9 protein-coding genes and 1 CRISPR repeat array are annotated in these 12,380 nt (G+C 60.1%); all 9 genes read left to right on the forward strand.

The annotated features are described in order from the left end of the window. Positions 1-216 precede the first annotated feature (216 nt). The 9 genes from HF854_RS05725 (at position 217) to cas2 (ending at position 11,103) form a co-directional block, all read left to right on the forward strand. Positions 217-1,578, forward strand: coding sequence for an alanine/glycine:cation symporter family protein (locus tag HF854_RS05725; protein WP_006003804.1), 1,362 nt, complete (start codon positions 217-219; stop codon positions 1,576-1,578). A gap of 452 nt (positions 1,579-2,030) precedes the next feature. Further along, the gene (locus HF854_RS05730; protein ID WP_006003800.1) at positions 2,031-2,711 is read left to right on the forward strand and encodes a phosphoribosylaminoimidazolesuccinocarboxamide synthase; all 681 of its coding nucleotides are present in this window, start codon (positions 2,031-2,033) and stop codon (positions 2,709-2,711) included. 377 nt (positions 2,712-3,088) lie between these two features. After that, positions 3,089-5,434: a CRISPR-associated helicase Cas3' gene (gene cas3 / locus HF854_RS05735; protein WP_168935432.1), complete on the forward strand. Its 2,346-nt coding sequence runs from the start codon at positions 3,089-3,091 to the stop codon at positions 5,432-5,434. Between the two features lie 56 nt (positions 5,435-5,490). Further along, entirely contained in the window at positions 5,491-6,159 is a 669-nt protein-coding gene (cas5c, locus tag HF854_RS05740; protein ID WP_168935433.1) for a type I-C CRISPR-associated protein Cas5c, read from the forward strand. Continuing rightward, entirely contained in the window at positions 6,150-8,303 is a 2,154-nt protein-coding gene (gene cas8c, locus HF854_RS05745) for a type I-C CRISPR-associated protein Cas8c/Csd1 (RefSeq protein WP_168935434.1), read from the forward strand. The genes cas5c and cas8c overlap by 10 nt, the downstream gene beginning before the upstream one ends. Positions 8,304-8,314: 11 nt before the next feature. Beyond that, a complete protein-coding gene (gene cas7c / locus HF854_RS05750; protein ID WP_168935435.1) occupies positions 8,315-9,172 on the forward strand; it encodes a type I-C CRISPR-associated protein Cas7/Csd2 in 858 nt (285 codons plus the stop codon). A 2-nt stretch (positions 9,173-9,174) separates the two neighbouring features. Further along, complete coding sequence (cas4, locus tag HF854_RS05755; RefSeq protein WP_168935436.1) at positions 9,175-9,789, forward strand: CRISPR-associated protein Cas4; 615 nt, start codon at positions 9,175-9,177, stop codon at positions 9,787-9,789. Then, positions 9,786-10,805 carry a type I-C CRISPR-associated endonuclease Cas1c gene (gene cas1c, locus HF854_RS05760; RefSeq protein WP_346765648.1) on the forward strand — a complete coding sequence of 340 codons (1,020 nt, stop codon included), beginning with the start codon at positions 9,786-9,788 and terminating at the stop codon, positions 10,803-10,805. The genes cas4 and cas1c overlap by 4 nt, the downstream gene beginning before the upstream one ends. A gap of 7 nt (positions 10,806-10,812) precedes the next feature. Next, positions 10,813-11,103, forward strand: coding sequence for a CRISPR-associated endonuclease Cas2 (gene cas2, locus HF854_RS05765; RefSeq protein ID WP_168935437.1), 291 nt, complete (start codon positions 10,813-10,815; stop codon positions 11,101-11,103). Positions 11,104-11,280: 177 nt separating this feature from the next. After that, positions 11,281-12,379: direct repeats of the CRISPR family, unit length 32 nt; unit sequence GTCGCACCCCACGCGGGTGCGTGGATTGAAAC. Position 12,380 lies beyond the last annotated feature (1 nt).

A 12,380-nucleotide genomic window follows, 5' to 3' on the forward strand; every position in this document is an offset into this window, starting at 1 on the left:
CGGCATCCGTACCGGGCCCGCCCCGGAACGAAAAAAGGACGCGCTGTTTTTTTGGCCCCGTATGGATGCAGATCATTCATCCATACATGAATCTCGCGAAGGTTGCCGGGAACATGACACCATCATTCCATATTCGACATGCCTTGCCAGACGACGGACGGACACGGGGTTCTCCTGCCGGATGACATGCAGGCCGGATAGCCTGAGGGGGAAACCATGGAAGAATTGACGAAACTTGTCTCCAACATCAACAGCTTCATCTGGGGCATGTACTGCCTTATCCCGCTGCTGTGTGGTGTGGGCATATACTTCACCATCCGGCTGAAGTTCATCCAGGTCCGCAAGTTCGGACAGGCCGTGCGCATGCTCTTCGGTGACCTTTCCCTGAAGGGCAAGCGCGCCGACAAGCACGGCATGAGCTCCTTCCAGTCCGTGGCCACCGCCATCGCCGCCCAGGTGGGTACCGGCAACCTGGCCGGTGCCGCCACCGCCATCGCCATGGGTGGTCCCGGCGCCATCTTCTGGATGTGGATCGCCGCCTTCTTCGGCATGGCCACCATCTTTGCCGAAGCCGTGCTGGCCCAGGTCTACCGCACCCGCGACGACGCCGGCCACATCACCGGCGGCCCCGCCTACTACATCTCCAAAGGTCTCGGCAGCCACAAGCTGGCCGTGTTCTTCTCGGTCTCCATCATCATCGCCCTGGGTTGCATCGGCAACATGGTGCAGTCCAACTCCATCGCCGACGCCTTCAAGACCGCTTTTGACGTGCCGCCCCTGGTCATGGGCCTGATCATCGCCGCCTGCGGTGCCTTTGTCTTCTTCGGCGGCATCGGCCGCATCGCTGCCGTGACCGAAAAGATGGTGCCCCTCATGGCCCTGCTGTATGTCATCGGCGGCCTGTTCGTGGTCCTCAGCAATGCCGACCAGATCATCCCCGCCTTCAAGATGATCTTTGTGGGCGCCTTCGATCCTTCGGCCGCCACCGGCGGCATCATCGGTGCCGGTGTCAAGGAAGCCATCCGCTACGGTGTGGCCCGCGGCCTGTTCTCCAACGAAGCCGGTATGGGTTCCACGCCTCACGCCCATGCCGTGGCCAAGGTGCAGTACCCCGCCCAGCAGGGCCTGATGGGTATCGTCAGCGTGTTCATCGATACCTTCGTCGTGCTCAACATGACCGCCCTGGTCATCTTCGTCACCGGCGCTCTGGACGGTACCACCACCGGTATCGCCCTGACCCAGAAGGCCTTCTCCACCGGTCTGGGTGCCTTTGGTATCAAGTTCGTGGCCATCTGCCTGCTGTTCTTCGCCTTCTCCACCATCGTGGGCTGGTATTTCTTCGGTGAGCAGAACGTCAAGTACCTGTTCGGTACCCGCGGCGTGACCCCCTACCGCGTGGTGGTGATGTGCTTCATCGTCATGGGTTCCCTGCTGCAGGTGAACCTGGTGTGGGAACTGGCCGACATGTTCAACGGCCTCATGGCCTTCCCCAACCTTATCGCCCTCATCGGTCTGGCCAAGGTCGTGAGCAAGGCCCTGGACGAATTCGAACAGGCCAACCTGGCTGACAACAAGTAGGGTCCCTGCCTGAAACAAAAAGTCCCCTGACCATCGTGGCCAGGGGACTTTTTTCATTTTTTTTCAAGGCCTCGCAGGCAGCCGCAGGGCCATGCATCAGGGAAAAAAGCGTACGGGAAACAAAGCGTGGTCCCGATGCAGCCATCATGCTTTCAACATACTGCAACAAAAAACAGAAAAAACAAATGTAACACTACATAATAATGCCATTTATGGAATTTTTTTTCATCCATCGCACAGGATTTTTTTATAAAATTAGATAAAAAATAAAAAATTTACTCACTCTTTTTCTTAATGTATTGCCTTTATGCAGTAAAAAATATCCCCCATATTCCCTGCTTGATTTCACACTATAATAATTATATGCATACCGGACATTTTTTGATTCTGACCGGCCCTGCCGGGCCGAAACAAAATTTTTCTCCCACCATAGCTTCACGGAGGTATCGAAAATGGAGCTCATCTACACTGGCAAAACGAAGAACGTCTATGCCCTGGAAAACGGCAACTATCTGCTGAAGTTCAAAGATGACTGCACCGGCAAGGACGGCGTTTTCGATCCCGGCGAGAACTCCGTGGGCCTGACCATCGACGGCGTGGGCGACGTGAACCTGCGCATGTCCATCTACTTCTTCGAAAAGATCAATGCCGCCGGCATCAAGACCCACTATGTGAGCGCCAACCTGGCCGACACCACCATGGAAGTCCTGCCTGCCAAGCCCTTCGGCAAGGGCCTGGAAGTGATCTGCCGCCACAAGGCCGTGGGCAGCTTCATCCGCCGTTACGGTGATTACATCGAAGAAGGTGCCGACCTGCCCGCCTATGTGGAAACCACCTTCAAGAACGACGCCCTGGGCGACCCCCTGGTCACCAAGGACGCCCTGGTGGCCCTGGGCGTGATGACCGACAAGCAGTACGACGACATCAAGGACATGACCCAGAAGATCACCCAGATCGTGGCCGACGACCTGAAGGAAAAGGGCCTGGTCCTGTACGACATCAAGTTCGAATACGGCTATGACGCCGACGGCAAGGTCATCCTCATCGACGAGATCGCCTCCGGCAACATGCGCGTCTACAAGGACGGCAAGTACATCGATCCCATGACCCTGTCCAAGATGTTCTTTGCCTAATCGGCAAGGACCTCCCCGCCGCGGCCTGACGGGCTGACGGCATCCGCCTGCAAGGCACGCCCGGTATGGAATGCTCCATGCCGGGCTTTTTTTATGCCGGATGCAGCTGCGGGACGGGACTTTTTCCCTCTCCGTCATGCGCAGGGCAGACGATCCAGCAATCTTTCCAGCCTGTCGGCGCAGCAGTGACACACGACGCCCTTCCAAGCCCCTCACACACAACGCGACAGCCTTCAATAATCTGGAATCACAGAAGAAAAACAAGACATCACAAAGCCGGCATGATTTTCTCCAGCGTTCGCATTGCAGCCATTACAAATAAAATGATACAATAAAATAAAGACACATATATTTTTCCATACTCTCGGGAGGGACGCATGCTGTACGCGCATACGCTCGCCGGCCATCCGAAAAAAGACTGGCAGACCTTGCAGGAGCATCTGGACAACGTCGGCAGGCTGGCAGCGGACTTTGCCTCCTTGTTCGGAGCCGCCAGGACAGGGGCGACGCTGGGTACCCACCACGATGCCGGAAAAGCCACAGAAGGATTCCAGCGCAGGCTGGAAGGCGGCCTACGTGTCGATCATTCCACAGCAGGGGCCGTACTGCTCGGGCAACGCTGGGAAGCGTCTCCATCCCGGCAGACCGCCGCCCTGGGCACCATGCTGTCCCGTTTTCTGGCCTATCCCATCCTCGGACATCACGGCGGCCTGCCCGACGCCGGATCCGAATACGGTACCGGTCTCGACCATCGCCTTGCTCCCGGCAATATCCAAAATCTCCCCTCCTGGGACCCCGCGGCCATCCCGCTTCCGGCCTCTCCCATGGACATCTACCAGGAGATGCTCCCGCTCATCTGCAAGCAGGGACGCCATCCTGATCCCTTCCGCATCTGCTTTGCCCTGCGCATGCTGTTTTCCTGCCTTGTGGATGCCGACTATCTCGATACGGAACGTTTCTGCACCCCCGACATCTACCGGCTCCGGCCAGCGGTCCCCGCCCTGTCGCCGCTGGCCGTCCGTCTGGAAGACTATCTGCATCGCAAAGGATTCCTGCACGCAAGCCGTGTGGCCCCGGAAGAACTTGAGGCAGGTGCGGCCGCGCCCTGCGGCAGCAGTGAACGCCAAAAGGCCATCGCCCTGGCCCGCTCCTTCATCCGCGAACAGTGCGAACAGGCTGCGGCCGCCGCTCCCGGCCTGTTCTCGCTCACAGTCCCGACCGGAGGGGGCAAGACGCTCTCCTCGCTGTCTTTCGCCATACGGCACGCCATCCGGCACGATCTGCGCCGCATCATCTTTGTGGTGCCCTACACCAGCATCATCGAACAGAACGCCCAAATATTCCGCGAGGCGCTCGGCGATGAGGTGGTGCTGGAACACCACAGCAATTTCGTCCATCCCGACGAAGGTGATGACGAAAGCACGGCCAGCCTGCAATACCGGCTGAGTACGGAAAACTGGGAAGCAGCCGTCATCGTCACCACGTCCGTCCAGTTTTTCGAATCCCTGTTTTCCTGCAAGCCTTCCCGCTGCCGCAAGCTGCACAACATCGCCCGCAGTGTGGTCATCCTCGACGAAGCCCAGATGATCCCCGTGCCCTTTGTCGCCCCCTGCGTGGAAGCCCTGCGCAGCCTTGCCGGGCACTACGGGACAAGCATCGTCCTCTGCACGGCCACCCAGCCGGCCCTGCTGCGCTCCACGGCCCTGCCCTGCGGGTTTGAGCCGGACGAAGTCCGCAGCCTGGTGCCCGAAGCGACCCTCCCGGCCCTGTTCAGGATCTTTGAACGCGTGCGGACGACCTTTGAGCCCATGCTCACCGATGCGGAACTGGGCGCACGCCTGCTGGCGGAGCGCCAGGTGCTCTGCATCCTGAATTCACGGCGCCATGCCCGCGCGCTGTTCGAGCGATGCGGCAAAAACGAGGATCTTTTCCATCTCAGCGCGTACATGACGCCCTGCCACCGCAGCCGCACCTTGCAGACCATACGGGAAAGGCTGGCCAGCGGCCTTCCCTGCCGTGTCATCAGCACCTCGCTCATCGAGTGCGGCGTGGATATCAGCTTTCCCGTGGTCTACCGCGAACGCAACGGCCTCGATGTCATTGCCCAGGCAGCCGGGCGCTGCAACAGGCATGGAGAACGGGAGCTTGGGCAGGTCTGCGTCTTTGACGGCGAACAGCCCGTTCCCCTCCGGGCCGCCGACCTGAACCGCAGGCGCGAGGCCTGTGCCCTTGTCCAGGATGCGGACGACCTGTTCGGGCCCGCGACCATCCGGCGTTATTTCCAGGCCCTGTACAGCCACCCGGAACTGCTCGATGAGCACGCCATCCTCCGGAAGATGAAGCTCGTCACCTCCTCCAATGCCGCACTGGACCCGCGCTTTTACCGCATCCCCAAGCTGGATGCGGATTTTGCGGAGATCGACAGAACATTCCAGTTTATCGAATCTCAAACGGATAGCGTGGTCATCGAATCCCAGCTCCCGGAAGAGTTGCGCACCTGCCTGCGCAACGCGCAGGCCCTCCCCTCCCGGGTGTTCCGCAGGCTGCAATCCTACAGCGTCCAGGTCTATCGCTGGGAACGGGAAGCCATGGAACAGGCCGGCCGGCTGGAGTGCCTCCATGACTGCGTGTACCTGCTCAGCGGCGGTCTGGGCTATGCGGAGGACACCGGACTGGATGTGCGGATGGCGGACGGCATCTCCTCGGCAGATCTGGTTTTCTGATCCGCCAGACAGGCCGGGAAGATCCCGGCAAGGACAGCAACTGAAAGGAGGCTCCCATGATCGGAGTCAGATTACGGGTCCGGGGCGACTATGCCCTGTTCACCCGCCCGGAAAACAAGGGGGAACGCTGCAGCTATGATGTCCCCACGCCATCGGCGATGCGCGGCATCCTTGAAGCCATCCACTGGAAACCGGCCATACGCTGGCTCGTGGACAGGATCCACGTCCTGAACCCCATCGTGTTCGACAGCATCCGGCGCAACGAGGTCTCGGAAAAGGGCCCCAGCCTGAAAAGCGTCAAAAATGCGGCAAAGAACGGCACGCCCCTGTACCTGTTCGCCGACGAATGCCGCCAGCAACGGGCCACCCTGCTGCTGCGGCATGTGGATTACGTCATCGAGGCCCATTTCGAGCTGACGGACAAAGCCGGCCCGTCGGACAACGAAGGCAAGCACATCGACATCTTTCGGCGCCGCGCACGGAATGGCGAGTGCTTCCAGCAGCCCTGCCTGGGCTGCCGTGAGTTCCCCGCCTATTTTTCCCTTCTGGAAGAAGAGGATGCGATGCCCGCCTCCAGCCTGGCCCACGATGCGCCGCGCGATCTCGGCTATATGCTGTACGACATCGACTATGCCCACGGCATGAAGCCCCTGTTCTATCGTCCGCGCCTGGAACAGGGGATCATCGACGTGGCCCGCTGGAAAAGGGAAACCCTATGTATCTGACAGAACTGTACCGTTTTTACGAACGCATGACGCAGGATCCCCAGTCCGGCATGCCGCCCGAAGGCATGAGCGCCGAAGCCATCCACTTTGCTCTGGTCATCGGCGAAGACGGCAGCCTGAAAGGCGTGCATGACCTGCGCGACAGCAAAGGCAAGCCGCTGCGCCGTTTCGTACCGGCGGCGGTCAGCCGATCGAGCAATGTCGCCGCCAACTTCCTGTGGGACAAGACCTCCTACGTCCTCGGCATCGACGGACGTGACGATTCCTGCCCCTCCCCGGAAAAACGACAGGCCTTTCTGGCGCTGCATCATGAGCGTTTCGATGCCTGCCCGGACAGACACGCCAAGGCGCTGCTGGCCTTTCTGGATCACTGGCGGCCGGAGATGCTCCACAGCCTGCCCGAACGTCAGGCCCTGCTGGGTAGCCGCCTGGTCTTCCAGCTTGAAGGCGAAGACCGCTTCCTCCACGAAGAACCGGCCATGGACACAGGCCCGGCAACGGGCAGCGCAGAGATCTCCTTTGCCTTGGTCATCGCTGAAGACGGCAGCCTGAGATCTGTCCGCGACCTGCGCGACAGTAAAGGCAAGCCGCGCAAGATGTCCGTCCCGGCGGCACGGCGGCAGAAAAAGGAACTGCTCCCGAACATGCTCTGGGATGAGGCGGCGTATGTGCTGGGTGTTGACGGAAAGGACGATACACGCCCCAGCCCGGAGACCGCGGCAGCCTTCCACGCCCTCCACAGGAAACTGCTGCAGGATGCGGACGACAGACACGCCCGCGCCCTGCTGGCCTTTCTGGACCGCTGGCAGCCGGAGATGCTCCAAAGCCTGCCCGAACGTCAGGCCCTTCTGGACAGCAACCTGGTCTTCCGGCTCCAGGGCGAAGAGGGATTCCTGCACGAACACCCCGCCCTGCAGCGGATCTGGCTGGACAATCTCGACGGACAGGAATGCCCGCAGGGCCAGTGCCTCGTCACGGGCAGGGAAGGCCCCATCCTGAAAGTGCATCCCGTCATCAAAGGCGTCATAGGCGCCCAGACCTCGGGGGCCCGTCTCATCTCGTTCACCTGCAACTCGTTCCAGTCCTTCGGCAAGGAACAAAGCGAAAATGCCCCTGTCAGCCCGCGCGCGGCCCGCGGCTATACCACGGCCCTGAACTACCTGCTCCAAAAGGAGCACAAACAGGTCGTGCGCCTGGGGGAAGACAGCATCGTCTTCTGGACGGACAGGGCCTGCGCGGAGGAATCCCTGCTCGGGGCCCTGTTCGACGGCCTCGACGCCACCGAGCAGACGCAGGACAACGCCCTGCTGCACAAGGTCCGCTCCCTGCTGACGGCCATGGCCTGCGGCCGCCCCGTCAGTGAAGATGACGGTATCGACACCAGCGTACGCTTTTTCGTACTCGGACTTGCCCCCAATGCCGCCCGGCTGGGCGTCCGTCTCTGGGTGACGGACACCTTCGGCAATCTGCTGCAACGCTTCGGCCGCTGGTATCGCGACCTGGCCATCGAACGCCGCTACCCCGGCGAAGAGGAGCACCCCGCCCTGTGGCAGCTGCTGCGGGACCTTGCCCCCTTGCAAAAATCCGAAAACATCCCGCCCCTGCTCGGCGGGCAGCTGCTGCGCAGCATCCTGCTGGGGCGCGCCTGGCCGCAAAGCATGTACACTGCCGCCCTGCAGCGCATCCACGCGGACAAGAACGTCACCTATTACCGGGCCGCGCTCATCAAGGCCCATCTTTGCGATACGACAGCAAAAGGAGCCACCATGTCACTGGACAAGGAAGAACAGAACAAGGGTTACCGGCTGGGCCGCCTGTTCGCGGTCCTGGAAAAAGCCCAGACCGACGCGCTGGGCAGCGTGAACGCGTCGCTCCGGGAACGCTACATCGGCGCGGCCTCGACGCGGCCCTGCCTGGTGTTCCCGCAGCTGCTGAAGACGGCCCAGTTCCACATCTCCAAAAGTGCCAAGCAGCATCCCGGCTACGACATCCGCTTTTCCCGTCTGGTAAGCGAGATCATGGACGGCATGACGGTCTTTCCGCCTGTGCTCTCGCTGGAGGATCAGGGCCGCTTCATGCTGGGCTACTATCATCAGAACAACGCACTCTATCAGAAAAAGACGGCTGACGACGCCGAAAACTAAGGAGAACTGCCATGCCTGCCATCACGAACCGTTATGACTTCGTGCTTTTCTTCGACGTGGAGAACGGCAACCCCAACGGCGATCCCGACGCCGGCAACATGCCCCGCATCGATCCCGAGACCGGCCTGGGGCTGGTGACGGACGTCTGCCTCAAGCGCAAGGTGCGCAATTATGTGGAGCTGGCCAAGGAAGGAGCCACCGGCTACCGGATCTATGTGCAGGAAAAAGCCGTGCTCAACCAGAAGAACCAGGAAGCCTACACGGCCCTGTCGCTGAAGGCGGAATCCAAAAAGCTGCCCAAAAAGCCTGACGACGCCCGCGCCGTCACGGCCTGGATGTGCGAGAACTTTTTCGACATCCGTACCTTCGGCGCTGTCATGAGCACGGAAGTGAACTGCGGTCAGGTACGCGGCCCGGTGCAGCTGACCTTTGCCCGCAGCGTGGAGCCCGTCGTCCCTGCCGAGGTGAGCATCACGCGTATGGCCGTGACCAATGAAAAAGACCTGGAAAAAGAGCGCACCATGGGCCGCAAGTTCATCGTGCCTTACGGCCTGTACCGGATGGAGGGCTTTGTTTCCGTCCCGCTGGCGGAAAAAAGCGGCTTTGCCGATGACGACCTGGACCTGCTGTGGGAGGCGCTCAGCAACATGTTCGAGCATGACCGCTCAGCGGCACGCGGCAAGATGGGCGCCCGCAAGCTGTTCATCTTCAAGCATGAAAAACGCATGGGCAACGCGCCCGCACAAAAGCTTTTCGACATGGTGCACTGCCGCCGCACCAGTGAAGGCCCGGCCCGCGGCTTTGCGGATTATGCCGTCACGCTGGAAGGCACCTGCCCTGAAGGCATCAGTGTGGAAGAACGCCTGTAGCCATGCACGACATCCTGTTGTCCGCCCTGCAGCATTATGTGGTCTGTCCCCGGCAGTGCGCGCTCATCCATATGGAACAGATATGGACGGAAAACGAGCACACCGCCGCGGGACGCCTGCTGCACGAGTCCGTCCACAGCGGGGAGACCCGGCTGCGGGACGGCGTCAGGATCGTCACAGACCTTGAACTCCATTCCACGCGGCTGGGGCTCCGCGGCAAATCTGATGCCGTGGAGCTCCACCGCGACGGCAGACGATGGCGGCCCTACCCGGTGGAATACAAAAAAGGCTCTCCCCATGGAGACTGTCTGGCGGACAGCATCCAGCTCTGCGGGCAAGCCCTGTGTCTGGAAGAGATGTTTGCCACGTCCATCCCCGAAGGGGCCCTGTTTTACGGCACGCCTCACCGGCGTACGCTGGTGCGGTTCAGCCCGGAGCTTCGGGAAAAAACGGAGCGGACCGTCGCGGCCGTGCGGGAGATGCTGGCAAGCGCCCGGCTGCCCTGCGCACAAAAAAGCGCCGTCTGTTCTTCCTGCTCGCTTGCTGCCTGCTGCATGCCCGGTTCGCCGCCTGCTGTTTCCGTCTATCTGGACAAACTGTGTGAGGAAGAGGGATGAAACGCTATCTGAATACCTTGTTCGTCACCACGCAGGATACCTGGCTCTCCAAACAGGGGGAATGTGTGGAGCTGCACCATGACGGACAGAGCCTTGGGACCATCCCCCTGCATACACTCCAGTCCATCGCCTGCTTTGGCCGGGTAAGTTGCAGCCCGTATCTTCTGGAACATTGTGCGGCACTGGGCGTCACGGTCTCCTGGTTTTCCGAGAGCGGCCGTTTCATGGCGTCTGTCCAGGGCCCGACCAGGGGGAACGTGCTCTTGCGCCGGGCCCAGTACCGCGCGACCGACAGCCCCCGGCAGACGGCCGACCTTGCGCGCTCCTTCCTGATAGGCAAGGTGGCCAACTGCAGGACCATACTCATGCGACAGGCGCGCAACGCCCCTCTTCCGGCCCTGTCCGCCGCCATCGAATCCCTGGGCCATACCCTCAGGCAGCTCCGCCGGGAAGACGACCTGGAGACCCTGCGAGGGCTGGAAGGCGATGCCGCCCGGACATACTTCGGCGCCTTCGATCTGCTCATCCGTCCCCAATGCCGTGCCGGGGGCATGGTCTTTGAGCAGAGGAGCAGGCGCCCTCCCATGAACGAGGTGAACTGTCTCCTTTCCTTTCTCTATACCCTGCTTGCCCATGATATCCGCAGCGCGTGCGAAAGCGTCGGCCTGGATCCGGCCGTCGGCTTTCTCCATCGGGAACGCCCCGGCCGGGCAAGCCTGGCGCTGGACATCATGGAAGAATTTCGTCCGTATCTTGCGGACAGGCTGGCCCTGTCGCTCATCAACCGACAGCAGCTGACGGCAAAGGACTTCATCCGCGCACCGTCGGGAGCTGTCACCATGAAGGAAAAAAGCCGAAAAAAGGTCATCGTTGCCTGGCAGGAAAGAAAAAAAGACGACGTGGAGCATCCCTTCCTCCATGAACGCATGGCTGTCGGCCTTGTTTTTTCATCCAGGCCCGCCTGCTGGCCAGGACCCTCCGTGATGATCTGGAAGCCTATCCCCCCTTTGTCGTGAGGTGATCATGGTCGTCCTTGTCAGCTATGACGTGAATACACAGGATGCCGCAGGCAAACGCAGGCTGCGCCGCATAGCCAGGCTTTGCACCAGCTGGGGGCAGCGGGTCCAGTTTTCTGTTTTTGAGTGCCTGCTCGATAATGCCCAATGGCAGGTCTTGCGTGCGCAGCTCCTGGACGAGATGGACCCGGAACGGGACAGCTTGCGCTTCTATTTTTTGGGGAACCACTGGCGAAGCAAGATAGAGCATATCGGCGTCAAGGCAGCCTACGATCCGGAAGGTCCGCTGATATTCTGATCGAGGACCTCTATGGGGCGTCTTTTCCCGGCAGGATATCGATGCCTGTTATATATTGATATCATTAAAAAATATATTTCCAGTTTGAAAAAACGTCCTGCCTTTGACCTGAATCTTTTTTCATCCTCGAAAAGGATTTGCTAATCACGGGAATCTACTGGATAAAACATGGAAACAGTCGCACCCCACGCGGGTGCGTGGATTGAAACCGGAAACAACCTGCGCGTGGAGCAGCTCCTGTGCCGGTCGCACCCCACGCGGGTGCGTGGATTGAAACTTTTTTATTGACACAGGATAGCAGTTTCCCTATCGTCGCACCCCACGCGGGTGCGTGGATTGAAACTAACGGTGGATGGCGCGAGGGCGACTATTGGCTTGAGTCGCACCCCACGCGGGTGCGTGGATTGAAACGATAGTAAAGCGCTTTTCATAATAGACGCGTACAAGTCGCACCCCACGCGGGTGCGTGGATTGAAACCGGCGAAAAATCGTCAATTGTGTAAACGTCATCCGGAGTCGCACCCCACGCGGGTGCGTGGATTGAAACGTCACTTTCTCGCGCATCATGGCGTATATCCTTATCGTCGCACCCCACGCGGGTGCGTGGATTGAAACTGAAAAGATGGCGTCATTGTGTACAGTTTGTCGAGTCGCACCCCACGCGGGTGCGTGGATTGAAACGGCTTGCGGCTCAAAGCGTAGCCAAGCTGGCACGTCGCACCCCACGCGGGTGCGTGGATTGAAACATAATTTGCCTGATTGAGAGCTGCAGCGTTGGCACGTCGCACCCCACGCGGGTGCGTGGATTGAAACACCGCACAAATAATACCGTATCTTCCGCTTGCCGTCGCACCCCACGCGGGTGCGTGGATTGAAACGTGCGTTCGATGCGGTGCTGATGATGCTGCTCCCGTGTCGCACCCCACGCGGGTGCGTGGATTGAAACTCCGCATAAATAATATCTAATCTTGCGCTTACCGTCGCACCCCACGCGGGTGCGTGGATTGAAACTCGACCTCACCCGTGATCTAATCGACGAGCTGAAAGTCGCACCCCACGCGGGTGCGTGGATTGAAACCATCGTCACGGTGATATCTTTGCGAGTATATCTTGTCGCACCCCACGCGGGTGCGTGGATTGAAACTCCGCATAAATAATATCTAATCTTGCGCTTACCGTCGCACCCCACGCGGGTGCGTGGATTGAAACTCGACCTCACCCGTGATCTAATCGACGAGCTGAAAGTCGCACCCCACGCGGGTGCGTGGATTGAAACC

It is taken from the genome of Desulfovibrio piger (genome assembly GCF_012843875.1).
Taxonomy (GTDB): Bacteria; Desulfobacterota; Desulfovibrionia; order Desulfovibrionales; family Desulfovibrionaceae; genus Desulfovibrio.